Genomic DNA, 24,620 nt, shown 5'->3' with positions numbered 1-24,620 from the left:
GCCGCGACAGCAACATCGATGTCGCGATCCGTTGGCGCGCGCCGCCGGGCGTGCGACGCTGCCGCGATGGATGCGACGGCCGAGGTCCCCGCCGAGCTCGGCGCGCTGGCGGCCCGCTCGCTCGCGGCGGGCGACGCGCTCGACGCGCTGAAGGTGGTCGGCCCCTTCGGAGGTCCACACGCGCTCGCGCTACGCGGGATCGCGCTCGCGCAGATGGGCGCCTATCCGGAGGCGAAGGCCGCGCTCGGCCGCGCAGCGCGGGCGTTCGCTGCGACGGGCGCCGAGCGCGCCCGGGCGCGAGCGAGCGCGGCCCTCGCGGAGATCGCGCTCGCGCAGCGGGAGATCGGCGAGGCGTGGCAGGGGCTCGTCGAGGCGGGGGACGCCCTCGAGCGCGCCGGCGATCTCACGAACGCGGCGTGGGCTCGCCTGGGCGCGGCGCGGGCCGCGCTGCTCGAAGGCCGCGTCGCCGAGGCGGAGCGGGCGCTCGCGGCCGCCGAGGCCACGGTCACGAGCGACGCGCCGATGTTCACCAGGGCCGCGCTGGCGCTCGTGCGCGCCGAGGTGCACGCGCGGCTCGTGCGCGCGTCCTCGGCGCGACGCGCGGCCGAGCAGGCCGCGGCGTGGGCGCGGGCGAGCGGACATCCGCTGCTCATCGCCGAGGCCGAGCGCTTCCTCCGCGCGCACGACGAGCCCGTGGCGCGCCTCGTCCAGGGCGGCCGCGACGAGCCCGTGCGCCTCGCCGACGTCGAGGCCCTGGTCGCCGCGCCCGCGGGGCGGGTCGTCGTGGACGCGCTCCGCCGCCGCGTGCTCGACGGCGGCGAGGTGCGGGCCGACCTCGCGCGCCGGCCGGTCCTGTTTGCCCTGCTCGAGGCGCTCGCGCGCGCTCACCCGGCGGCGATCGCGAGCGACGACCTCGCGCGCGCGGCGTTCGGCGTTCGCGCGGTCAACGAGTCCCACCGGCGGCGGCTGCGCGTCGAGGTGGGGCGCCTGCGCGCCGAGCTCGGCGGCGCCGGGGTCGTGCGCGCGCTCGGGAACGCGTACCGCTGGGAGCTCGGCGCGGGCGTGGAGGTGGTCGTCCTCGCGCCGCTCGAGCCGGGCGACGCGGGCGCCATCCGCGCGCTCCTCTCGGACGGCGCCGCGTGGAGCGCCTCGGCCATCGGCGCCGCGCTCGGCAAGAGCGCGCGCACGGTGCAGCGCGCGCTCGCGGAGCTCTCGCTCGCGCGCGCTGTCGAGGTCACCGGCAGCGGCCCCTCGCGGCGCTACGCGAGGCCCAGAGCGGCGCTGTCGATCGCGTCACAAATGTTGCTCCTCGGGCTCGCGCTCCCTGGTTGAGTGCGCGGGGCGAGGAAGGAGTGGACCGTGAAAACCCGGCAGGCCGAGATCATCGCGGAGCGCACGTTCGAAGGGGTGGAGTCGATTCACGGCGTCGCGTTCGACGGACAGGCGGTGTGGTTCGCGCACGGCGATCGCGGAGACCTCATCTCCGCGGAGCCGGAGACCGGCCACGTGCTGCGTCGCCTGAAGGCGCCCGCCAGGGCCGGGGTGGCGTTCGACGGGCGCCATCTGTGGGTCGTCGGGGGCGACAGGATCCGCAAGATCGATCCCGCGACCGGGGCCGCGGTCGGCGAGGTCCCGGGCTTCGACGCGACGCCCGTGACCGGGCTCGCGTGGGCCGACGGGGCGCTCTACGCGGGCCTCTACCGGGAGCGGAAGATCCTCAAGATCGATCCCGAGCGCGGGGCCGTCCTCCGCACGCTCGTCTCCGATCGCCTCGTCACCGGCGTCACGTGGACGGACGGCGATCTCTGGCACGGCGTGATGTGCGAGGAGTCGGGCGCGCCGTCGGAGATCCGCCGCGTCGATGCCCGGAGCGGCGAGGTCCTGGACCGGCTCGCGCTGCCGGAGAGCGTGCGCCTCTCCGGCGTCGAGGCGGACGCGAGCAACCGCCTGTGGTGCGGCGACCCGGCGACAGGCAGGCTCCGCGCGGTGAAGAAGCCGCGAAAAGCGGTCTGATTCACCCTGGGTTCGACCTGCCGGGCGCAGCCGGCCAGGGTTTCGAGACAAACTTACAGCATGAGTGGCACTGCGCCGAAGGGAACGGGCTGGGTCGCTGCGCGCGGCGATGATCAGAACCGAACCCTTCGGGAATGTGAAGGCGCGTAAGGCGCGGATTGAGATCCATTCGAGGGGACCGTTCTGCTCGGCTCTGGATGGGTCGTCTTGCGCAGCGGGACCTTCGCCATCCACTGCAGCGTAACAATGATGCTGTAAGATGGTAGGTGGCTTCGGGCGGTTTGATTTGCGGACAGCGTTGGACTTCCAGCCTCCTCGACGGGAGCGGCCTCGATCGGCGCCGCGCACCCATGTGGAGATCCGATATGCGTTTTCGCTCTTTGGGCTGGATCTTCGTTTTGGGTTCTCTGGCGCCCGCCTGCACCGGGCAGCTCGGCGATCCGTCCTCGGGCGCGGCTGGCGGCGAGACCGGCGGCGACGTTCCCCCGCCGCAGGCCGACGGGAGCTTGCCGTACGCGGCGCCCACGCCCGCCTCCGCGGCGCTGCGCGCCCGCACATGGCTGCTCACCCCGGAGGAGTACGCTCGCTCCGTCCAGGGCTTGCTCGGCGTGTCGATCGACATTTCGGACATGGAGCCCGTGCCGGACAACGGCATCTATCCGAACATGTCCACCAGCGGGCTCGTCCGCGTGACCCTGGCCGAGCAGTACGCCGCCAAGGCCGAGGCCGCGGTGCTCGCGCTCGGCGATCGGCAGCTCAGCGCATTGATTCCGTGCGGCAAGGTCGACGCGACGTGCAAAACGGACTTCGTGCGCGCGGCGGTCAGCAAGGCGTTCCGGCGGCCCGCGACGGCGGAGGACCTGACCAGTTATGGCGAAGTGTTCGATCTCGCCGCCGAGTCCGGGGATCCGGCGCTGCCGTTCCGCTGGGTGCTGAAGGGCGTGCTGAACTCGCCTTATTTCTTGTACCGGACCGAGATCGGCGCGCCGAGCGATGAGGCGAAAGCGGCGTTCCGGCTGACTGACCACGAGATCGCGACCTTCCTTTCGTACAGCGTGCTCGGCGAGCCGCCCTCTGCGACGCTGGTCGCCGCCGCCGATCGCGGCGAGCTGGCCGATCCCGCGCTGCTTCCTGGCCACATCGACCAGCTGCTCTCGACGCCGGGCGCCGCCGACCAGCTCGGTCACTTTCTCGTCCAGTGGTTGCGGTTGCACACGTTCGAGGCCGAGGTGGAGAAGTTCGAGGACGTGTTCCCCGGCTTCGCCGATGTGAAGGGGGCGATGTTCGCCGAGACGCAGCGCTTCCTCCGCGCGAACGGAGGCATGGAGGGCTCGATCGCGAGCCTGCTCACGGCGCCTGTACCCGAGGTCGATCCAGCGCTCTCCGCGTTTTACCGCAGCGACGCCTCGGGCGCGACGGACACCGCGCGGAGCGGCCTGCTCTCCCTCGGCTCCGTGCTCTCCAAGACCGCCAAGCAGTACCTCACGTCCCCGACGCTCCGCGGCCTGTTCATCCGCGATCAGCTGCTTTGCCAGCACATCACGCTGCCCGAGAACTTCACCCCGCCGCCGATCGAAGAGAGCGAGCTGCGCATGACCCCGAAGACCACGCGCGAGCTGTACGAGACGCACAACGCGCAGGCGGTCTGCGAGAGCTGCCACGCGCTGATCGACGGCGTCGGCTTCATGCTCGAGAATTTCGACGGCGCGGGCCGCTATCGGACGCTCGAGCAGTACAGGAGCCCGTCGCTCACCGCGCCCATGGCCGCGCCGCAGCCGATCAACGCGGTGGGGTGGCTGCTGAACACCGACGTCGACGGGGAGTACGACAGCGCCGCGGGGCTGGGAGAAGCGCTGTCGCGCAGCACCTGGATCCGCGAGTGCCTGGCGCGGCAGGCCTTCCGCTTCTATTTCGGCCAGGTCGAGTCTGCGCGCGGTATTCCGCCGGTCGTGAAGGGCACGGCGGCGCTGGATCGCACCGGTCTCCTGCGCGACCTGCTCGTGGCGCTCCTGTCTTCGCCGAGCACGCTGGAGCGCGTGCGCGACTAGCTACGGCCATCGAGGTTCGAACATGCCCAGGCCCTTCGACGTATCCAGACGAGACATCCTGAAGACGGCGGCCGGCGCGATCTTCCTGGCGCCGCTGCTGCGCCACCGCGAGGTCGAGGCGCAGACCGTCGTGCCCAAGCGGCTGGTGCTGATCTTCACGCCCGACTCGCACCCGCCCGAGTGGTGGCCGACCGGCAGCGGGTCGACGTTCCAGCTCCAGGAGCCGCTCGCCGATTTCCGCGGCCTCGAGAGAGACATGTTGTTCTTGCGCCGGCTCGACCATGCCTGGACGGTCGGGAATCACCACGAGGCGGGCATGGCGCAGCTGTTCACGGGCGCGCGCTTCATCGACGAGAGCTCACACCACGCGAACGGTCCCTCGCTCGATCAGATCCTGCTCAAGAGCTCCGACCTGCGCGGCGGCACGCCGCTCGCGAGCATCCACCTGTGCGTCGCCGATCGCGGCGGCGCCGACAAGCGCCATATCATCTCGTACAGCGGCCCCGGCCAGCCCATGACCCACACGGCCGACCCCGCGCGCGCGTTCAGCACGATCTTCAGCGGCGTCACCTTCGACGGCGCCGCGCCGACGCCCACGCCCGGCGGTATGCCGGACGCCGTCGCGGCCGCGAAGCGCAAGGCCGACCAGCGGATCCTCCAGATCAACACGCGCGAGCTCAAGACCATCCAGGGCTTCCTCGGCCAGGCCGAGCGCCAGAAGCTGGAGCTCCACGTGGAAGCGCTGTTCGAGCTCGAGAAGCGCATCGCGGGCATGGGCGGCGGCACGTCGGTCCCGGCCGGCGCGGCGTGCGAGCGCGCGGACACCTCCGGCTACAACGGCAGCACCAACAACGCGACGACGATCACGCGCTGGGCGCAGATCCAGGCCGACATCATCGTGAGCGCGTTCACGTGCGATCGCACGCGGGTCGCGGACTACCACTTCAGCTTCTCCGGCGGCCACCATGAGGGCCTCCTCGGCTTCGGCCAGAGCTGGCACGACGTGGTCGCGCACGTCAGCCGCACGAACGACAGCGTCAGCGTCGGTGGTGAGTCGATGACCACGCGCCAGGCCTTCATGCTGTTCGATCGCTTCTGGGCGAGCCATATCGCGTACCTGGCGAAGCGGCTCGCGGGCATCCGCGAGGGCAGCGGCACGATGCTCGACAACACGATCCTGCTCTGGGGCGTGGAGAGCGGCACGAACCACAGCCACAACCCGCGGGACATGCAGTACCTGGTCATCGGCGGGAAGAACCTGGGCGTGAACGTGGGCCAGTACATCAACAACACCACCGCGCAGAGCTCGAACAAGCTGCTCACGTCCGTGATGAACGCGCTCGGCCACGCCGCGACCGGCATCGGCATCGAGCCGAACTGCGGACCGCTGCCGGGCTTCCTCGCCTGAAACCCGCTCGGGGGCGGCGCCGGCTCCACACCGTCCTCTCTCGAGCGAGTGACTGGGAACAAACCGCCAGGGCGCCGTGTTCCGGCGGCCATGGCGCGACGTGTGATGGGCTGGGTCCTGATTCTGTTCACGCTGGCCCTGGTGGGGTGCGATCATGCGACCAAGGCGGTCGCGCAGGCCGCGCTCGAGCAGCGAGGTCCCCTGTCGATCGTGCCGGGGGTGCTCGATCTCCGCTACGCCGAGAACCGCGACATGGCCTTCAGCCTGCTCCGGGGCATCCAGTCGCCGGCGAAGGTGGCGGTCCTCCTGGTGTGCTCGATGGTAGTCCTCGGCGTGGTGCTCCTGGGCTGGTGGAGCAGCCGCCGCGCGTCGCTCACCGAGCAGGCCGGGTACGCGCTCATCGTCGCCGGCGCGGTCGGGAACGCGATCGATCGCGGCGTTCGCGGCTACGTCATCGATTTCATCCACCTTCACCGCTGGCCGGTGTTCAACGTCGCTGACATCGCCATCGTGGCGGGCGGGATCCTGCTCGGGATCGCGATGTTCCGGCGCGCTCGCCAAGAGCCGCGCGAGGTGTCCTGAGCTTCGCCTCGTGAGACAGCCTCGCCCGAGCACGCCGGCTCCACGAGCAGCGCGGCCAGCGGCGGAAAGACCTGGAGGAAGAGCATGCGCGCCGCATGTCTTCCGGTCCGGTGTCTGAGATATCTCGAGAAGATTGGCCGCCCGGTAGCGCCGCTGGGCTCAGTTACAGAGCAGCCTCTTCAGCTCATCCGTGGTCTTGGGCTTCGCGCCAGCCAGGGCGGCGGAGGCGATCTGCTGTGTTTTCTTGGCCCTGGAGCAATCGTCAGGCCCGTTGGGCGCCTGCTCCAGCAAGGGGCCGAGCTTCTCCGTGGGACCTTTCGCGTGCTTCTTGATGCAGAGCACGGGCTCGCCTTCGTGAACATAGTACCGGCGCTGCGTGACGCTGCTCGTCGTCGCCGGCTTGTCCGGCGTACCCCTCGTCCCGTCAAAGGCCCAGGATCCATCGTCGTGCAGCGCGAAGACCAGCTGGCCCTGGTCGTAGTAGAACTGGTACGCCGACTCGCCGTGCCCCGCGTCGGCGGCCGCGATCTCCGCCTTCTGGATCGCGCCGTCCGCCTGGTACAACCGGAGCTCGCCGCGTCCCTCGCCGCCGGCGCACTCGAAGCGGAGCTCGCTTCGCGTCAGGTCCTTGCGGGCCTGGATGTCCTGATACCGGGCCCTGATCTTCTGGATCCGCGGATCGTCGAGGCTCGCCTTGGAGCCGCCGGCGGTGTCCGTGGCGGCCTGGGGTGCTGCCGCGGGCGCCGGGCTTTCCACGGCGGAGGTGCCGGCCGGGGGTGTGGTCGCGCCGGGCGCCGGAGCTCGGCCTGGTTCTGCAGGAGCCGCGGAGACGCTCGCCGACGGGGTGGGAGAAGGCGGGCTACACCCGATGACGGCGGCGACGAGCAGGGCGATGGAGGATCGGCTCATGAGGACCCAGAACGCTTGGTGCGACCGTCCCATTCGGCGGGCCGGGTTACCCGCCCTTGCGTCGAAACTCCACGAAGAACCGCACCGGGCCGTCGGGGTCGACGTGGTGTAGCACCTCGGGGGCGACGATCCCTGGGCTCTCTGGATCGAGAGAGAGCTCTCGACCGCCGAGCCCATCGATCCGGTAGCGCAGCCGCCCCGAGATCACGTGGATCACCCCCCATACGCCGGGCTTGGTGGAATGGTTCTTTCGCAGGCCGGAAGGGATCGTGACCTCGTCGAAATCGGCCGTCCGCTTGTACGCGACCAGCCCGTCGGGCATCTCGAGCCGATCGCAGCGCACGCAGTCGAGCTCGGTGCCGAGCATCGATGCGCGGCCCTCGGACGTGACGACCCAGGGGCGCGAGAAGAACGGCGGCTTGTGCCGGACGTGCTGGCCATGTCCACAGCTCAGCTCGGCCACCCAATCGTTCGCATCGTCCTGATGGTAGCCTGTGATCGATCGACGCATCGTCTCGATCTACTGACCGTCTTCTGGATGGTTTTCCACTCGATCTGCGTGCAGCGTGTCCGGAGCGAGCTGCGCTTGCGCATCGTCCATCTTCCACCTTCCGGTACACGTCGGATCGCGTCCTCGCTAGGACCACGCGCCCAGCAGCGCGCGCATCGCAGGCGCGATGACCTCCGCGACCGCGCGGCGGTGGGAGGCGGCCAGCGCCGCGCCGTCAGGGCGCCCGTGCGCGGCGAGGGCGTCGGCCTCGGCGTCCGGCGCCGTGGCGGCCGGAGGAGGCGAGGCGAGGGCCGCCTCGAAGGCCTCGGAGACCGCCCGGCGCACCGGCTCGCCGCCCGTCTGGAGCGCCCAGGCCACGAAGCGCCACGCGAGCTCGGCGTGCCGGGCCTCGTCCTCGGCGATCGTGGCAAGGGCGCTCCGGACCGCGGCGTCGGTGGCGCGCGAGCGCTGCTCGCTGGCCTGCACGGCGGCGAGCGTCTCGCCGACGCAGCCCTCGCGGACGGCGCGCGCCGCGAGCTCGGGCAGGCCCGAGGCGACCTCGACCCGCCCGCCGAACGCGAACGGCGCCGGCGCGAGCGCCGCGCCGGCGTACGCGCTCGCCAGGCCGAAGCAGAGCGCCGCATGGCGCACCTCGTCGCCCGCGGCCTCGTGCGCGGCCGCGAGCATGTCCGGGGGGGCCCCGACCGCCATCAGCTCCAGCGCGAACCGCGCGAAGGAGGCGACCGACGCGTGCTCGAGCAAGGCGTCGCGGAGCCATGCCTCGGCCAGCGCGGCGCGGGTCGACTGCGTCAGCGCCGCCACGTCCGGGTGCGCCGCGGCGCCCCACGCGCTCGCCGCTCGCCGCTCTGCCCGCGCGGTGCGCGCGCGCTCGCCCACGAGGAACGGGCGGCCTGTGCCGCCGCAGGTCGCGACGAACTCGTAGCAGCACTCGCTGCCTCGGAGGACGCCTTCACCGAGGCTTGTGTACCAGCACCCCGCGGGCGCACCGGGCGGCGAGCCCGGGACGGAGGAGCCGTGGGGGTCGAAGGTCGGGCACGCGCCCGCGGGTGAGCCGCCGATGCCGCCCTCGCCGGCAGTTCCCCCTTCGCCGGCAGCTCCCCCGACACCGCCCTGTCCTCCCTGTCCCGAGGGTCCCAGGGCGACACAGACCGTTCCTTCCTCGGTCCACTGGACGCCGCCTGCCTGGATTGATGTGACGGCATCGCCGCCTGGCCCGCCATTCCCGCCCATCCCTCCGCGCGCCCCCGAGCTCTCGTCGCCCGACGCGGGGCCACCGCCTCCGCCCGACGCGCGCTCCAGGGTGACGTCGCCGCCGCAGGCGGCGCCTCCAACTGCCACGTTGAGCGTCGCGGTGGCGAGGATCGCGCGTGTCAGCTGGTGAGCGAGCGCGATCCGGAATTGAGTCGGAGAAGAGGGGATACTGGCCATGGTGCCAGAGAACAGCAGCATCCATACCAGCGCAGGATCCGCGGGCGCAGCCTTTCAACGCGGGGATGACCGGCACAGCATGGCACAGCCCTGGTCTGCATCGATTGCGCCGCTGCCGCGGCGAGCCCTCGCGGGCGGCGTGACCCGCGCGCGCGTCGACGTCGCGCGGAGCTGCGCCCGCCTGGCGTCGAGCCGGCCGCCCGGGTCCCGGCGCGACGCGGCGCCTCCGGCTGCGCTCGGCGCCGCCGTCGCGCGGAGCTCGGCTCCGCGGTCGCCACGTCGCCGCGTCGCCGCGTCGCCGCTGCGCCGAACCGCGGTCGCCGCTGGTATAGAGGCGCTCATGACCCTCCTCCGAGACGTCCTTTCAGCGCTCGAGTCGATCGCGCCGCTCCGGTTCGCGGAGTCCTGGGACAACGTCGGCTTGCTCGCGGGCGACCCGGCGCGGCCCTCGTCGGCGGCGCTCCTCGCCATCGATTACACCCCCGAGGTCGCCCGGGAGGCGCGCGATCTCGGCTGCGATCTCGTCGTCGCCTACCATCCGCCCCTCTTCGAGGCCGTGAAGCGGGTGGTCGCGCCGAGCCCGATCTTCGCGGCCATCCGCGACGGCATCGCGTTGTACTCGCCCCACACCGCGCTCGACGTCGCCGAGGGGGGCACCAACGATGTCCTCGCCGACGCGCTCGGGATCTCGCCGGACCGCGCGCCGCTCAGGAGGGCGCCCTCCAAGGCGTGGCAGCACAAGCTCGTCGTCTTCGTCCCGGAGGATCACGCCGACGCGGTAGCCGACGCCCTCGCCGAGGCGGGCGCGGGCCGGATCGGCCGGTATTCGCGCTGCAGCTTCCGCACGCTGGGGACGGGCACGTTCTTCGGGGAGGAGGGCGCGAACCCCACGGTCGGCGAGAAGGGCCGGCTCGAGCGCGTCGCCGAGGTGCGGCTGGAGATGGTCTTCCCCCGCGACCGGACCGCCGCGGTCGTGCAGGCGATGCGCGCCGCGCACCCGTACGAGGAGGTGGCGTTCGATCTCGTCGAGCTCGCCGCCGAGCCGCTCAGGGCCGGCATCGGGCGGATCGGGCCGCTCGCCGGCGCCGCGCCGGTCTCCGAGCTGCTGGGCCGCGTCAAGGAGGGCCTGGGGGTCGACGCCTTGCTCGTGGCCGGCCCCGAGCAGCGCGCCGTCTCCCGCGCGGCCACGTGCGCCGGCGCGGGCGGCGCGCTCCTCGACGACGCCATCGCGCAGGGGGCGGAGCTCTACCTGACGGGCGAGCTGCGCCACCACGACGCGCTCCGCGCGGCGAGCGCGGGCGTCACCGTGGTGTGCGCGCTGCACTCGAACAGCGAGCGCGCCGCGCTGAAGCGCCTCGCCGAGCGCCTCCGCGCCGCGGTGCCGTCGCTGCGCGTCGAGCTCAGCGTGCAAGACCGGGATCCGTTCTCGATCCGCTGACGGCGCGGCGCTGCGCCGGGAGGGGGACGGGGCGCGGAACACGCCAGGGCTCGGCGGCGCGCCCGGCTCATCGAGGTCCCCTGGCTCGGTCGGGACCGACCGAGGATGGCAGTGAAGTGCTACGATGCCTTGCATGCGGACCGCGAACGAAGCACTCCCTCCGCCAATCCCCCCTGCAGAGCACATTCGCAAGCTGGTGGAGGCCAACCGGGTCGAGGAGGCGCGCCGCTATGTCCAGGAGTTGCTCGCCCAGGGGGATACGAGCGTGGAAGGCTGGGCGAAGGTCCTCCGTCCGCCCCGGATCGTTGCCTCACCCGACCGTGCCCGCAGTGACTTTGCGGCAGACTACGCCTGGCTGCGAGAAAACCGGCAGGCCTACCTCGATCGCTGGGTGGCGCTCCACGATGGCAAGCTGCTCGACACCGACGTCACGCTGCGCGCGCTGGTCGAGCGGCTGACGGAGCGTGGGCAGATCGAAGGTGCGTTCGTGGTGCAGGTCGACTGATGGCCAAAGGCACGATGCGTCTCGAAGGGGTCGCGCAGCCGTGGGCCGACTCGTCAGCGCGGTATCGGGTCGCGACCGAGCACGAAGGGACGCTGCTGACAGTCGCTGTTCGCTGCCGGATCGCCGACTTCCGTTCGAGAGCCAGGCGCTCCTCGACACGGGCGCCGCGTGGTCGATCATCGGAGGCGACCTCGCCGACATGCTGCAAGCGCAGCTTGGCGGCACGGGACAGACGATGATCCTGTCGACGCGACTTGGTCGCATCCGCGGCGTTCTTCACGATCTCGACGTCCTGCTCGTCGCCGAGCGCGGCGAGAGCCTCACGGTGTCGGGCAGCATCCTTATCGCCCCGGGATGGATAGGACCGGTCGTGCTTGGCTACCGTGGGTTCCTCGAGCGCCTCCGCTTCGCGCTCGATCCGGGCTGTGGCCCGGACGACGCGTGGTTCTTCTTCGCGAGCGCAGGTTGAGCGGTCGCAAAGGGAGAGGAGAGCTTCCCGCCCGAGGCGGGATGTGGTCGCGGAGGAAGCGTGGCGGGTCGCCGGGCGACTCGGCCCGGTGGTTGACTGCCGATCGGCGTCGATGGCGCCGCCGCCGCGCGCGCCAGGAGAGTAGCCCCTCCCATCTGTAGTAGCCCCTCCCATCTGTAAAGGTGTGCAACGCCGCTGGACGAAGCGGCCCGCAGCGATCAGCTTGCCGGCCCTCATGCGCGACCACGGCACGCCACCCGCCCCCGACCTGCGCGCGGACGCTCTTGCACCCTCGCCGCCCTCGCCCGGCTCGCGCCGCGGCGCGGGCGTCTGGTCCACGCTCCGCGACGCGGTCCGCGGCGGCGAGCACGACTTCACCACCGGCTCCATCGACCGGGCGATCGCCCTGCTCGCGATCCCGATGGTCATGGAGATGCTCATGGAGTCGCTCTTCGTCGTGGTCGACGTCTTCTGGGTCTCGCGGCTCGGGGCCGACGCCGTCGCCGCCGTCGGGCTCACGGAGTCGCTCCTCGCGCTCGTCTACGCCATCGCGATGGGCCTCGCGGTCGCCGCGTCCGCGACGGTCGCGCGGCGGGTCGGCGAGGGGCGCCACGAGGAGGCGGCCGCCATGGCGGGGCAGGCGATCGTGCTCGGCCTGCTCATCTCGCTGCCCATCTCGGCGGTTGGCGCGCTGCTCGCCCCGCGGCTGCTCGCGGCGATGGGGGCGACGCCCGGGGTGATCGCGATCGGCGCGCCGTTCGCCTCGATCATGCTGCTCGGCAACGCGACGATCCTGATGCTGTTCGTCATCAACGCGATCTTCCGCGGGGCGGGCGACGCGGCGCTGTCGATGCGGGTGCTCTGGCTCTCGAACGCGCTGAACATGGCGCTCGGCCCGTGCCTCATCTTCGGCCTCGGCCCGTTCCCGGAGCTCGGCGTGGCCGGCGCGGCGGTCGGGACGACCCTTGGCCGCGGGACCGGCGTCGCGCTGCAGGTCTTCTTCCTCACGCGCGGCAGCGGCCGGGTGAGGGTGCGCGCGCGGCACCTCGTCCCCGACCCGGGGGCGCTCGCGGCGCTGCTCCGGCTCTTCGCGAACGGCGCGCTGCAAAACGTCATCGGCATGGCGAGCTGGAGCGGCCTTGTGCGCATCATCGCGCCCTTCGGGAGCGCGGCGCTCGCCGGTTACACGATCGGGATGCGCGTCATCGTGTTCGCGATCCTGCCGGCGCTCGGGCTCTCGAACGCCGCCGCGACCCTGGTCGGGCAGAACCTTGGCGCGGGGCGCCCCGACCGGGCCGAGGCCGCCGTGTACCGCGCGGGCATCTGGACCACCGTCATGCTCGGCGCGCTAGGCGTCGTCTTCGCGGTGGGCGCCCGCGCCATCGTCGGCGCGTTCACGGACGACGCCGAGGTGCTCCGGTTCGGCACGCAGACGCTGCGGATCCTCTCGTGCGGGTTCCTGTTCTACGGCTTCGGCCTGGTGTTCACGCAGGCGTTCAACGGCGCCGGCGACACCTGGACGCCCACGCTGCTGAACTTCGCCTGCTTCTGGCTCTGGGAGATCCCGCTCGCCTGGGGCCTCTCGGGCGCCGCGGGGCTCGGCCCGGCGGGCGTGTTCGTCGCGATCGCGGTGGCGTTCTCGACGTTTGCCGTCGCGGGCGGGCTCGTGTTCCGCCGCGGCGCGTGGAAGCTGCGGCGCGTTTGAGGCGCCGCTACCGCGCCGGCCTCGCGAGCCAGGCCTCGATGAGCTTCCGGGCGATGCTGAGCGGCGGCGGCAAGAGCGGCAGCGCGTCGCGGTGGAACCAGCGCGCGTCCTCGAGCTCGCGCGTGTCGACGCGGAGCTCGCCGCCGGCGTAGCGCGCGGTGAAGCCGACCATGATCTGGTGGGGGAAGGGCCACGGCTGGCTGCCGAAATAGACGATGTCGGCGACGTCGACGCCCGTCTCCTCGTGGACCTCGCGCGCGACGCACGTCTCCAGCGTCTCGCCCGGCTCGACGAACCCGGCGACGAGGCCGTACATGCCCGCAGGGAACCGCGCCTGGCGCGTCATCAGGACGCGCGGGCCGTCCTCGACGAGCACGATCGTCGCCGGCGTGATCCGGGGGAAGTAGTTGCTCGCGCAGCGGACGCAGCGCTTCACGCGCTCGTCCTGCCCGGTCTCGAGCGCAGTGCCGCATGCAGCGCAGTACTGGTGCGCCTTGTCCCAGTGCTGCACCTGGTATGCCGTGCCCGCGATCTCGAACAGCTCCGGATCGATGCGCCCGTGGAGGCGCCGCAGCGAGACGTAGGCGTACCCCGCCGGCGCCGGCGCGCCCTGCGCGAGCTCGGCGGAGCGGCAGGCGCGCCCGTCCAGCTCGCCGAGCGGTTGCGCGCGCGTGACGGAGACGCCGAGATCGGCGAGATCGGCCGCGATCGGGAGGTCGAAGCGATCGCCGCCGTCGCTGGGCGCGCGGACGAGGAGGTCGTCGCCGTGGAACGCGAACCACGCGATCTCGGCAGGGGCCGAGCTCGGACGGCCGAGCCCGGCGCGGAAGCGGGAGGACGGCATGGCGTTACCTGGGGCAGAGCCGCGTGGGCTCCCCGTCGAGGCGTCGCTCAGGTGCGCCGATCGGCTGCATGCGGGGGAGCCTAGCGCCTCGATGGAGGGAGGGATACCGCGACGTCGCGCGAGCGTAGCGACTCGCTCCCAACGTGAGCGCAGAGCGCCCTCGCGACGAGAGACTCAGCGAAGCGGAGGCCCGTGGCCTAGGGCCGAATGCCACACCGCCATGATCGTCACGGTCCGGGTCGTGTCGTTGACGACGTAATACACGTGGTAGCTCGTTCGTGGCAGCAGGACGCGGCGCATGCCGTCGATGTCGCTCTCCTCGTAAGATATGCCTGCGTCAGGGAACGCGCTGAGACGAGCTGTGGCGGCGGTGAGCTCGTCTCGGAACTCACGCGGGGCCGGCGAGCGTCGCGGCCCAGGCGAGCGCCACGAACGCGACCTCGACGTCGTTCTTCTTGGGGACGAGGCGCTTCGTCTCGATGCCCTCGCCGGCGCGGAGGGGGAGCTGCTCCAGCGCCGCGAGCTCGGCGGCTTGCGCGGCGTGGAGGTCGCGGAGCGCGGCGTCCGCCTCGGTCCACTCCTGCCGCGCGCGCTCGAGCTTCGCGGCGGCCTTGTCGCGCTGGGTCCCGGCGCGCCGGGCGGTGTCCCGGCCGGCGACGAGCCCGAGGAGCGCGGCGCCCACCGCGCCGGGGAGCGCGGCCACCTCGGCCTCGGCCTGGCCGTACCGCGCCTTCGCGGCGGCGATGCGCTCGCCGAGGCGCGCGATCTTGGGCGCGAACCGGCCGACGACCTGCTGCTGCTCGGCGGTGGCGAGCCGGGCCGCGGCGGCGCGGCAGCGGGCGGCGAACGCCTCGAGGGGCTCGCCGTCGTCCTGCGCGAGCCCGAGCTCCTTGTGGACGGCCACCGAGGCCTCGGTCGTGCGGTAGGCGTGCTCCCGGAGCGCGCGCGCCGCGGCCTGCGCGGTGGCGCGCTTCGCGAGCGGGGCGGGCAGCTCGGCGAAGCGGGCGCCCGCGGCGGGCGATGTGGCGAGCAGCGAGGCGTCGAGCCGGGAGACGCGCGAGAGATCCGGCTTGCCGTCGGGCAGGAGCGGGGCGGCGAGGAGCTGGCTCCGGTTGAGGGCGACGCCGAGCTTCGTGTCGCGCAGGTGGGCGATCACGGAGGCAGCAACCCAGGGGATGTAACGGAAGCCCTCCGGCGCGGCGGCGGGGGCGTGCGCGTAGAGGCTCCGCCATCCCTCGGGCGCTGGCGGGGGCGCCGTCGCTGCCGGGGGCGGCGGTGCCGGCGCGCGGGCGCCGGCGTCCGCACGAGCAGCCGCGCTGCGCCGCGCGGGCTGCGGGGCGGCGGGCGTGTGGCGCGGGTCGAGGACGACCGTCCCACCCGGGCCCACGGGCGCGCGCCGGGCGGGGCTCGCTGGATCGGGCGAAGCGTGCCTCGGATCGGGAGATGCACGCCTGGGATCGAGAGAATCGGCTCTTGAATCTGGATGTACAGACCTTGAATCGAGAGAATCTGCTCTGGGATCTGGATATACAGACCTGAAATCGAGAGAATCTGCTCTGGAATCTGGATGTACAGACCTGGAATCGAGAGAAGCGCGTGTCGGATCGGGCGCGGGCGGGGGAGGGGAGATGCTCCGGACGAGGCGGCCGATCTCGCGCCGGGTGACCGGGCCACGCAGCCACGACAGGCTGAACCGCGTCTCGGCGAGGAACGACGGCGGCTGCATGTGGACGTCGCGCACGAAGAACGTGCGCGGGGGGAGCGCCTTCAGCGTGGCCGAGAGGGCCGCGGCCCCGACGCCGCCGGCGCCGCCGTCCGCGCCCGAGAGCCCCTCGACGACGCGCTCGCGGTCGGCGTCGGTCTGGAGCCGGCCCACGAACCACGCGCCGGCGTTCGAGAGCGCCTTGTAGTCGAGGTCCATCGGGTTCTGCGTGGCGAGGACGACGCCGACCCCGAAGGCGCGCGCCTGCTTCAGCAGCGCGAGCAGCGGCCGCTTCGTGGGCGGGTTCGCCGGGTGCGGGGGCAAGAAGCCGAAGACCTCGTCGAAGACCACGAGGGCGCGCAGGTCGCTCGTGCCCGAGAGGCCGCGCACCCACGAGAGCAGCTGATCGAACAGCAGCCCGAGGACGAGGAGCCGCTCGTCGTCGTCGAGGTGCGCGACGCTGACGATCACCGCCGGGGTCTTCGCGCCGCCGCTGCCGCTGCCAACCTGCGGCGCGAGCCACGACGCGACGTCGAGCGGCGCGCCCTTGCGCCAGGTGGCGAACGTGGGCGAGGCGAGCAGGGTGTTGAGCTCGCGGGCGAGCGCCTGGCGCTCCTTGGGGGCGAAGAACTCGTCGACGCCGAGGGCGCCCACGGCGGCGATCGGCGGATCGGCCAGGTCCGCGAGCAGCTCCTCGAGCCCCGCGGCCCGCCGCGCGCGCAGCCGCCGCTCGGCGAGGTGCGCGAGCAGCACGTGCTCGCGGCTCCGGGCCGGATCCGGGTCGCGGCCGACGAGCCGGAGCAGGAGCGACAGCGAGGCCGAGAGCGCCTCGCGGGCGGCCTCCTCGTCCTCGTCCCAGAGCGGGGAGGGGGTCTCGAGCGCCGACAGCACGTGGACCGGCTCGCCCGCCGTGGTGCCCGGCGTCAGCAGGCGCGGGGCCATGCGGGCGCGGAGCGCGGCGACGTCGCCCGACCCGAGCCCCGATGAGGCGAGGCCGTCGCGCCAGCGCGCCGCGAGCCCCTCGGCGACGTCGGCCGTGGAGCGGCCGTCGCGCGCGGCCGCCGAGGGGTCGATCCACGGCTCGAACTCGGCCGCGGAGAGCTCCGGGAACGTGAAGAGCAGGTTGGGCAGGTCGCCCTTCACGTCGACCATGAGCACCGGGACGCCCGAGCGCAGCGCCTCCTCGACGAGGACCATGACGAGCCCCGTCTTGCCGCTGCCGGTCATGCCGACGACCACGCCGTGGGTCACGAGGTGGTGCGCCGGGAGCTCGAACGGGCGCGCGCCGGCGGCGCCGGGATCGCCCGAGAGCGGGCGGGAGCGGCCCAGGGTGAAGGGGCGGGTCGGCATGAGGGCGGGCTCGTGCCATGGCGAGAGGGCTGTCGCAATGCTGCTGGGGGCGGGGGGCGCGCGGTGACGCTTGGCGAGCGTGCAGGGCAGGGGGTCTCCGGATCCATGAGGCACACGGCTCTACAACGTCGGGAGAAACGGGAGCGTGCCGTCACGGCGTGCGTGGGCGGAGCCAGCGCGCGGCGAATCGGGGTAGAGATCGACGATCTGACGTGGAGCATGCCACCAGGTGGTAAGATCTACAGATGAACGCGGACGACATCCGGGCCTACAAGAAGCGCTGGGAGATGGTGGCCGAGGTCGAGCAGGAAGAGCTCGAAGCGATGTCTCCGGCCAAGAAGTTCTGCGACCTCGCGATGCTCATGGGAGTGGCCCGGGGACTCGGTGGCTCGATCGATGCGGACAAGGAGGTGGAGCAGGTGCGCCGGCGCTGGAACCTGCTCGCGGAGCGCCTGGGCGTCTGATGAGCCGCTCGCTGGCGGAGCTCGAGGACGCGGTACGCGCGCTCCTCGCGTGGTCGGAGGCGTCCAGCGTCCCCATGCTGGTCATCGGCGGAGTCGCGGTGTCGATCCTGAGTAAGCCGCGCACGACGAGAGATGTGGATGTCGTCGCGTGGCTTCCGAACCACGACGAGTGGCCCCTCTTCCTGGCCGATGGGGAGCGGCATGGAATCGTTCCCCGCATCCCAGATGCGCTGGGGTTCGCCCTCAACTCCCGCGTCCTTCTGCTTCGACATGACCGAACCGGTGTTCCCATCGACCTCTCGATGGGGGCCTTGCCGTTCGAGGAGAACGCGGTTCGTCGCGCAGTCCCGACGGATCTAGGCGGTTTGCGCGTTCCGCTTCCAGTGCCTGAGGATCTCCTCGTCATGAAGGCTGTAGCCCATCGCTCGCGCGACATGGTGGACATCGAATCCATCCTGAGCGCGCATGCTGATGTTGACGAGAAGTGGGTTGTCTCGACGGTTCGTGAGTTTGCCGAGGCGCTGGACGCGCCGGAGCTCGTGACCGATCTCGTGAAGTTGCTCAGCCAGCGGACTCCGATGAAGGTCAAGAAGAAGACTCGTCCTCGCAAGCGATGATGTGTGGCGGGAACTCGATGTAGGGGTGTCCCGGAGTCCGCCGTGGCACGGGTGACGGTGCGCCTGCTCTAGCTCGACCACCCGCGCCGGCGCGCGGAGCGACGGTTGTTGGTCGCGGCAGGGCCGCTCCCAGTGCCGCGGTAGCTGTCAGGGGCGAGCGCGGGGGGCGTGAGGACGTCTGGGCCTCGCGAGCCGCGCGTGGCCGATGGCGCCCACCATGGGAGTGATGGAAGGTGCGCGGCCCGCCTACGGCGACCCTCGCGACAGCGTTCCGCTGCCCCCGCAGCCGGCCGCCCCCACCCCCGACGCCCCGCATCTTCGCGTCAAAAAAAGCGGGAGCGCGGCTATAGTGTGCCCATGGAGGTCGGGCCATCGGAACCGGATGCCCCCGCGTCGACGGCGGGCATCCCAGCGATAGGCGAGGTCTTCGCGCAGAAATACCGCCTCGAGCGCAGCCTCGGCCGGGGCGCCATGGGCGTCATCTTCGCCGCCGAGCATGTCTCGCTGCGCCAGCGCGTGGCCGTCAAGTTCCTCCTCCCCCGCGCGATGACGCTGCCCGGCGCGAGCGCCCGCTTCCTGCGCGAGGCGCGCGCCGCGGCGGCGATCCGCAGCGAGCACGTCGCCCGCGTCATCGACGTCGGCACGGGCGATCTCGGCGTCCCCTACCTCGTCATGGAGTACCTGCGCGGCCGCGATCTCCAGCGGGAGATCGAGGCGCGCGGCCCCTTGCCCGTGTCCGAGGCGGTCGATTACGTGATCCAGGGCTGCGAGGCGATCGCGGAGGCGCACGCGCGCGGCATCGTCCACCGGGACCTCAAGCCGGGGAACCTCTTCCTCACGACCGGCGCGACCGGCGCGCCCATCGTCAAGGTGCTCGATTTCGGCCTCTCCAAGTCGGCCGCCGCCGAGGACGACGGCAAGCTCACGGCGTCGGAGATGATGCTCGGCTCCCCCTGCTACATGTCGCCCGAGCAGGTGCGGTGCTCGAAAGACGTCGACGCGCGCACCGACATCTGGTCGCTCGGCGTCATCCTCTACCAGCTCCTGACGGCGCGGTTTCCCTTCGAGGTGTCCAGGATCTCGGCGCTCTTCGTCGCCATCGCCACGCAGGCGCCCACGCCGCCGCGGGTGCACCGGATGGATCTGCCAGCCCGGCTCGAGGACATCATCCTGCGCTGCCTCGAGAAAGAGCCGGAGCTGCGCGTCCAGACCGTGGCGGATCTGGCGCGAGAGCTCGCGCCGTTCGGCTCGGTGCACTCCGCCCGCGCCCTGGCGCAGATCGAGGCGATCGCCCGGGGCAAGGCCTTTCCGTCGTCTCGGCCCCTCGGGCCCTCGGGCGACGGCGTCGCGAGCACGCTCCCCGCCGCGGCCAACGACGGCCCGGGCGCGTCGTCGACCCTTCCGGACGCCGACAAGGGAGCGGGAGCCGGGGCAGGTCCCTGCTCGACGGCGCTCTCGCCCGGCGGCGACCACGTGACCACCCTGCCCAGCCAGGGCGCCGCGGCGGCGACCTCGTCCAGCGCCGACGCCCCGTCCAGCGAGCGTCGCACGCTCCCCCTCGTGGCCGTCGCGGAGCGGCCCACGCTGGTGCTGGCGCGGAGCAGCGGCCCCACGACCCCGGCGCAGGACAGCAGGCCCACGCTGAAGATGGTGCGGAACGACCGGTCTTCGCACGGGGGGAGCTCCGAGGACGGCCCCACGCTGACGATGCCCCGGAGCGACGGCCTCGCGCTGAAGATGGCGCAAAGCAGCGGTTCCGTGCTGGCGACAGCGCAGGGCGGCGGTGCCGCGCTGAAGATGGCGCAGGACATCGGCCCCGCGCCGGCGACAGCGCAGGACAGCGGCGCCGCGCTGAAGACGGCGCAGGACAGCGGCATCGCGCTGAAGACGGCTCCCGAGGAGGGCCCCACGCTGACGATGGCGCGCGAGGAGGGCCCCACGCTGACGATGGCGCGCGAGGAAGGCCCCACGCTGACGATGGTGGGCGAAGAAGGCCCCACGCTGACGATGGCGCGCGACGACTCCCCCACGCTGACGATGGCGCGCAAGCGGGGGGCGCCGCCGCAGCAGCTCGGCGCGGGCAAGCGGGCGGTGCCGCTGACCCAGCCGGACGGGAAGGAGATCGCCTGGAGCCCGCGCGAAGGGACCGAACGCCGCCGCGATCGGTGGCGCTCCCGCGCGTTCCGTTGGCGCCGCAACGCGGGCGCGTGGATCGTGGCCGCCGCAACTCTCCTCGCCGCGGTAGCGTTCGGCGCGGCGCGCTGGACAGCGAGCTCGAGCGCGCCGGTGGCCGCCAGGTCGCCGGCGGGCCAGGACGCGCCGATGACCCTCGCGAGCACGGCCGGCCCTGCGCCGTTCGGCACGCCCGCGCCCTCCGGCGTCGCGCCGGCCCCGGAAGCGCCCTCGCAACCCGCGGATCCGGCCGGGGCCGACTCGCCCTCCGCGGTCGACGCTGCCGCCACGACGCCCGACCCCGCGGCGGTCCCCGAACACCGCCGGCAGGGGGGCCGGCCTCCGAAGGTGCGGCGGCCCGGCACCCTCGCGCCCTCGCGCTCGAGCACCGTCTCGCCAGAGCGCGACGTGTACGGCGGAGGCGCCGAGGACGTGTACGAGGGCCTGGAGACGATCCGCGACAAGCGGTAGACCCGGCCTCGCGCTCCCCGCGCGGGCGGCGTCTCCGCGCCGGCGGGCCGCAGGGACAGGCATCATGGCGAAGAAGAAGCTCTCGGCCCGCGCCGCCCGGCGCGAAGGCGATCGCACGTCGGCAAAGCTCACCCGCGATATCGAGCGGCTCGCGCTGCTCGAGCCGGGCCACACCCCCGGGCGCGCCATCCCCCTCGACGCGGCCTCGCAGGTCGAGGTGGCCGCCCGGTCGATCCCGTGCCCGCGCTGCCGCGGCGCCTTCCGCGTGGAAGACCACACGGCCGAGACGCTCGACGGCGTCCGCCTCCGCGTCGCGAAGGTCGCCTGCAGCGCGTGCGGCGCAGGCCGATCGCTCTACTTCCGGCTCGGCGCCGCCTCGCTCAACTGAGCTCGTCGATGGGGGATCAGTACCTCGGGACGCTCTCGTCGATGTGGATCGACCACGCGTCGATGCCGCCCTGGAGCGAGGCGACGCGCTCGTGGCCGAGCTTCTCGAGGAGGGCGGCGGCCGAGAGGCTCCGGACGCCGTGGTGGCAGTAGGCGACGATCAGCGCGCCCTCGCCGGGCGCGACCTCGTCGGCCCGCTCGACGAGCTCGTTCAGCGGGATCAGCGTGCTGCCCGGCAGCGCGGCGATCTCGTGCTCGCCGGGCGTGCGCACGTCGAGGAGGTACACGGGCTCGCCCGCCTTCAGCTTCAGAAAGAGGTCTTTCACGGAAATCTGTTGGACCATGGCCGTGCTCGCCATCCCGCCGTGGATGGCGCCGTAAAGGCTTCTACCTAATCCAGGGAGCTCCCCTGGAGCAACCGCCGCTCATTGGCTCGTCCGATCGGTCGGAGCCGTCGGGTTCGTCAGATTCGTCAGATTCGCCCGATCCTTGGCCAGCGCCGCGATCACCCCGACGAGCTCGGCCGGATCCAGGGGCTTGGCGACGTGCGCCTGGTACCCGGCGCCGAGCGCCCGCGCCTTGTCCTCGGCCCGCGCCAGCGCGCTGAGCGCGACGGCCGGCGTCGCCCCGCCGCGCGCCTCGCCGAGGCCCCGCACCCTGCGGATGAGCTGGAAGCCGTCCTCGCCAGGCATCCCGAGGTCGCTGACGAGGACGTCGGGCCGATCCTGCGAAAGGATGGCCAGCGCCTCGGCGGCGGACCCCGCCGTCGTGACCGTCGCCTCGCACTCCTCCAGCACGCGCTGGGCGACCTCGCGCGCGTCGGGCTGGTCGTCGACCACCAGCACCCGCATGCCGGCGAGCGACGCGCCCGGGTAGTCGGCCAGCGCCTCGGCGTACGCCTCGCTGGGGCGCTCCGCCGCGTCGGGCGCCTCCTGCGAGACGCCGGCGAGCGGCAGCGTCACGGTGAAGGTCGCGCCCAGATGCTCGCCCTCGCTCGCGACCTCCACGGTGCCGCCGTGCAGCTCGATCAGGTGCTTGACGATCGACAGCCCGATGCCGAGCCCGCCGTGCTTTCTCGTCGAGGACGCGTCCGCCTGCCGGAAGCGCTCGAACAGGTGGGGGAGGAACTGCGGGGCGATGCCCATCCCGGTGTCGGTCACCGACAGCGCGGCGTGCGCGCCCGCGCGCCGCAGCGCGACGTCGATCCGCCCGCCCGGGGGCGTGAACTTCACGGCGTTCGACAGGAGGTTCCACACGACCTGGTGGATCCGCGCGGGATCCCCCCTCAGGGAGCTCGCCTCGGGGTCGATGCTCGAGGCGACCGCGATCCCCTTGGTCTCGGCCGCGAGCTGGATCGCCTCGAGCGCGCTCCGGATGACCGTCGGCAGGTCGACCGGCTGCACGTCGAGCCGCAGCTTCCCCGAGACGATCCGGCTCATGTCGAGCAGCTCGGACACCATGTCGGCCTGGAGCCGCGCGTTGCGCTCGATGACCTCGAGCCCCCGCGCGAGCGTCTGCGCCTCGGGCGCCCGGCCCCGGAGGATGCGCGCCCAGCCGAGGATGGCGTTGATGGGCGAGCGCAGCTCGTGCGAGAGCGTCGCGACGAAGTCGTCCTTGACCCGGCTCACCCGCTCCGCCTCGTCGCGCGCGGCGCGCTCGCTCTCGAGCAGCTTCTGGCGCTCTTCCTCGGCCAGCCGCTCCGCGGTGACGTCCTCGGTGATCCCCATGAACGAGTCCACGGTGCCCTCGGGCCCGAGCTCGGGGATGATCCGGGCGCGGAACCGCCGCCCGCCGAGGCTGAACTCCATCCGCTGTGGTCTGGCCGTCGCGAGCGCCTCGCGGCACGCGGCCTCGCTCACCTCGATCACCTCGGCCGGGAGCCCGTTCTCGCGAGGCGTCCTGCCGATGTAATGCTCCGGCGGGAACCCCATCACCGTCCCCGAGGTGGGCGACATGAAGGTGCAGCGCAGGCCGAGGTCCAGGCGGTAGATCACGTCGGGCGAGTTCGCCATCAGCGACGCGAGCTCCCGCTCGCGCGCGCGGAGCTCGTCCTCCAGGCGCCCGCGCTCGGCGATGACCCGCTGCGCCTCGTCGAGCGCCGCAAGGAGCCGGCCCTCGCTCTCGCGCAGCGCCTCCTCCGTGCGCTTGAGCCGGCTGACGTCGAGACAGATGCCGACCCAGGCGGTGATCTCGCCTCGCTCGTCGCGGACCGGGACGCCCCGGTTGAGGACGGGGTGGACGGCGCCGTCAGGGCTGACGTAGCGGAGCTCCTCCTCGAACGGCTCACCCCGCCGCACGCACTCCTCGAAGATCGCGACCTTCTGCCGGTCGTCCGGGTGCAGCGTCTCGATCCACCCGTGACCCGAGCATTGCTCCTGCTTTATCCCGGCCATCTGGAGGAACGCGTGGCTGCTGTAGATGTTCTGTCCTGCCGCGTCGCTGACCCAGAGGCCATAGTCGATGGATTCCCCGATGGCGCGGAAGACCTGCTCGCACCGCTGGACCGCCGCCTCCGTCTGCCGGAGCGCCGTCATGTCGAGCACGATCGCGAAGCCGGCCTCCTTGTACCGCTCACCGGGCAGCAGACAGCCGCTCACCAGCATCCTGAGGCGCGTGCCGTCGCGCAGCACATAGGTCCTCTCGAAGGGCGTGAACGTCCACCGGCTCGCCCGCAGCTCCGCCAGGGCGCGGTCGCCGGCGGCGCGATCCTCCGGCGACATGTCGGCATCCCAACGGACCAGGCCGGCCGCGACCTCTTCCCGCGTGTGGCCCACGAGCTTCAGATAGGCGTCGTTCGCCTCGATGATGCGTCCGTCATGCGTCCAGAAGGCCATCGGGGCCAGGTTGCTGTGGAAGATGTTCCGCAGCTTGGCCTCGCTCTCCGCGAGCGCCTGCTCCGCGGCGAGCGCCCGCTCCTCCGCGCTCCTCGGCTCGGTGATGTCCTCGACGAACACCACCGCGCGATACGGCCTCTGCCGGACGTCACGGACGAAGACGCCGGTCACATGGAGCGAGCGGACGCCGCCGTCCTTGCAGCGGCAGCTCATCTCGAAGGTGAGCTCCTCCTCGTCGGCCTCGAGAAGCGAGCGCCACGCGGCCAGCGAGCCCGCGCGGTCTTCCGGCAGCGCGAGATCCGATAGCTTCTTCTGGAGCAGCTCGCCCTCCGAGTAGCCCAGCAGCAGGCAAAGCGAGCTGCTGACGCGAAGGATCCTCCCGCTCGACGCGTCGATCCGCGCGGTCCCCCTGCTGGGCGCTCGCATCGCCCAGGCTGGCTGTCCGGCCGTTTCCCCCATCCGCCGCTCGCCCTGATCCTCCATGCACCCGCCCGCTCGGCCGTGTGTGCATGGCGTTCCCCCTGCTGTTTCGTCCGGCCACGCTATCACGATCGCGTGACGTTGCGGGCGGCATGGTGCCTCGATCGCCACCGTCCTCTGCTCGTCCGGCTTGCCTGGGCGGAGCCTGCTGCGTCCGCTCCGCCTCTTCCGTCTGCCGTGTCGGTTGCGCCAGCGCGACAGCGGTGTCGGTTGCGCCTGCCGCGCCGGTCCCGCTCCGATCGCGCGTCGCAGGCGATCCGGCCTGGACATGGAGGAGTTTGCT

Annotated in this window: 20 protein-coding genes and 1 pseudogene; 13 read left to right on the top strand and 8 right to left on the bottom strand. The window is 72.4% G+C overall.

Going from position 1 to position 24,620, the window contains the following annotated elements; translation table 11 throughout:
- Window positions 1-18: 18 nt before the first annotated feature.
- The 5 genes from WMF39_RS24165 (at window position 19) to lspA (ending at window position 6,051) form a co-directional block, all read left to right on the top strand.
- Window positions 19-1,332, top strand: a complete 1,314-nt coding sequence (locus WMF39_RS24165; RefSeq protein ID WP_437747813.1) for a helix-turn-helix domain-containing protein — start codon at window positions 19-21, stop codon at window positions 1,330-1,332.
- Between the two features lie 27 nt (window positions 1,333-1,359).
- Window positions 1,360-2,013, top strand: a complete 654-nt coding sequence (locus tag WMF39_RS24160) for a Vgb family protein (RefSeq protein WP_437747812.1) — start codon at window positions 1,360-1,362, stop codon at window positions 2,011-2,013.
- Between the two features lie 398 nt (window positions 2,014-2,411).
- Complete coding sequence (locus WMF39_RS24155) at window positions 2,412-4,061, top strand: DUF1588 domain-containing protein (protein ID WP_437747811.1); 1,650 nt, start codon at window positions 2,412-2,414, stop codon at window positions 4,059-4,061.
- Between the two features lie 22 nt (window positions 4,062-4,083).
- A complete protein-coding gene (locus WMF39_RS24150; protein WP_437747810.1) occupies window positions 4,084-5,469 on the top strand; it encodes a DUF1552 domain-containing protein in 1,386 nt (461 codons plus the stop codon).
- 90 nt (window positions 5,470-5,559) lie between these two features.
- On the top strand, window positions 5,560-6,051 hold the full coding sequence (gene lspA, locus WMF39_RS24145; RefSeq protein WP_437747809.1) for a signal peptidase II: 492 nt from the start codon (window positions 5,560-5,562) through the stop codon (window positions 6,049-6,051).
- A 159-nt stretch (window positions 6,052-6,210) separates the two neighbouring features.
- Here lspA and WMF39_RS24140 read toward each other — a convergent pair whose 3' ends face one another.
- The 3 genes from WMF39_RS24140 to WMF39_RS24130 form a co-directional block, all read right to left on the bottom strand.
- Window positions 6,211-6,960 (bottom strand): hypothetical protein, encoded by a 750-nt coding sequence (locus WMF39_RS24140; RefSeq protein WP_437747808.1) that lies wholly within the window; start codon window positions 6,958-6,960, stop codon window positions 6,211-6,213.
- A 46-nt stretch (window positions 6,961-7,006) separates the two neighbouring features.
- Window positions 7,007-7,471 carry a DUF3565 domain-containing protein gene (locus tag WMF39_RS24135; protein ID WP_437747807.1) on the bottom strand — a complete coding sequence of 155 codons (465 nt, stop codon included), beginning with the start codon at window positions 7,469-7,471 and terminating at the stop codon, window positions 7,007-7,009.
- A 126-nt stretch (window positions 7,472-7,597) separates the two neighbouring features.
- Window positions 7,598-8,899: a ferritin-like domain-containing protein gene (locus WMF39_RS24130; RefSeq protein ID WP_437747806.1), complete on the bottom strand. Its 1,302-nt coding sequence runs from the start codon at window positions 8,897-8,899 to the stop codon at window positions 7,598-7,600.
- A 340-nt stretch (window positions 8,900-9,239) separates the two neighbouring features.
- Here WMF39_RS24130 and WMF39_RS24125 point away from each other — a divergent pair, with 340 nt between their 5' ends.
- The 4 genes from WMF39_RS24125 (at window position 9,240) to WMF39_RS24110 (ending at window position 13,016) form a co-directional block, all read left to right on the top strand.
- The gene (locus tag WMF39_RS24125) at window positions 9,240-10,337 is read left to right on the top strand and encodes a Nif3-like dinuclear metal center hexameric protein (protein WP_437747805.1); all 1,098 of its coding nucleotides are present in this window, start codon (window positions 9,240-9,242) and stop codon (window positions 10,335-10,337) included.
- A 133-nt stretch (window positions 10,338-10,470) separates the two neighbouring features.
- Entirely contained in the window at window positions 10,471-10,842 is a 372-nt protein-coding gene (locus WMF39_RS24120; RefSeq protein WP_437747804.1) for a hypothetical protein, read from the top strand.
- A 199-nt stretch (window positions 10,843-11,041) separates the two neighbouring features.
- Window positions 11,042-11,311: a hypothetical protein gene (locus WMF39_RS24115; protein ID WP_437747803.1), complete on the top strand. Its 270-nt coding sequence runs from the start codon at window positions 11,042-11,044 to the stop codon at window positions 11,309-11,311.
- A 235-nt stretch (window positions 11,312-11,546) separates the two neighbouring features.
- Entirely contained in the window at window positions 11,547-13,016 is a 1,470-nt protein-coding gene (locus tag WMF39_RS24110) for an MATE family efflux transporter (protein WP_437747802.1), read from the top strand.
- A gap of 7 nt (window positions 13,017-13,023) precedes the next feature.
- Here the strand turns inward: WMF39_RS24110 and nudC are convergent, their stop codons facing one another.
- From nudC to WMF39_RS24095, 3 genes and pseudogenes are all read right to left on the bottom strand, one after another.
- Window positions 13,024-13,860, bottom strand: coding sequence for an NAD(+) diphosphatase (gene nudC / locus WMF39_RS24105; protein ID WP_437747801.1), 837 nt, complete (start codon window positions 13,858-13,860; stop codon window positions 13,024-13,026).
- Window positions 13,861-14,034: 174 nt separating this feature from the next.
- Window positions 14,035-14,205, bottom strand: a pseudogene (locus WMF39_RS24100) (hypothetical protein); the annotation flags it as partial.
- Window positions 14,206-14,248: 43 nt separating this feature from the next.
- Complete coding sequence (locus WMF39_RS24095; protein ID WP_437747800.1) at window positions 14,249-16,912, bottom strand: ATP-binding protein; 2,664 nt, start codon at window positions 16,910-16,912, stop codon at window positions 14,249-14,251.
- Window positions 16,913-17,157: 245 nt separating this feature from the next.
- On the opposite strand from WMF39_RS24095, the gene WMF39_RS24090 reads away from it, so the two are divergent.
- The 4 genes from WMF39_RS24090 (at window position 17,158) to WMF39_RS24075 (ending at window position 21,024) form a co-directional block, all read left to right on the top strand.
- Entirely contained in the window at window positions 17,158-17,376 is a 219-nt protein-coding gene (locus WMF39_RS24090) for a hypothetical protein (protein WP_437747799.1), read from the top strand.
- A complete protein-coding gene (locus tag WMF39_RS24085; RefSeq protein ID WP_437747798.1) occupies window positions 17,376-17,993 on the top strand; it encodes a nucleotidyl transferase AbiEii/AbiGii toxin family protein in 618 nt (205 codons plus the stop codon). The genes WMF39_RS24090 and WMF39_RS24085 overlap by 1 nt, the downstream gene beginning before the upstream one ends.
- Window positions 17,994-18,350: 357 nt before the next feature.
- Complete coding sequence (locus tag WMF39_RS24080; protein ID WP_437747797.1) at window positions 18,351-20,636, top strand: protein kinase domain-containing protein; 2,286 nt, start codon at window positions 18,351-18,353, stop codon at window positions 20,634-20,636.
- A gap of 64 nt (window positions 20,637-20,700) precedes the next feature.
- A complete protein-coding gene (locus WMF39_RS24075; protein ID WP_012236999.1) occupies window positions 20,701-21,024 on the top strand; it encodes a hypothetical protein in 324 nt (107 codons plus the stop codon).
- Window positions 21,025-21,040: 16 nt separating this feature from the next.
- On the opposite strand, the gene WMF39_RS24070 is transcribed toward WMF39_RS24075, so the two are convergent.
- Together WMF39_RS24070 and WMF39_RS24065 are read right to left on the bottom strand one after the other, a co-directional pair.
- The gene (locus tag WMF39_RS24070; protein WP_437747796.1) at window positions 21,041-21,367 is read right to left on the bottom strand and encodes a rhodanese-like domain-containing protein; all 327 of its coding nucleotides are present in this window, start codon (window positions 21,365-21,367) and stop codon (window positions 21,041-21,043) included.
- An 81-nt stretch (window positions 21,368-21,448) separates the two neighbouring features.
- Entirely contained in the window at window positions 21,449-24,283 is a 2,835-nt protein-coding gene (locus tag WMF39_RS24065; RefSeq protein WP_437747795.1) for a PAS domain S-box protein, read from the bottom strand.
- Window positions 24,284-24,620: the final 337 nt, after the last annotated feature.

The organism is Sorangium sp. So ce1504 (assembly GCF_051521635.1).
GTDB lineage: Bacteria > Myxococcota_A > Polyangia > Polyangiales > Polyangiaceae > Sorangium > Sorangium cellulosum_B.
This window is presented reverse-complemented; position numbering and strand designations above follow the sequence as displayed.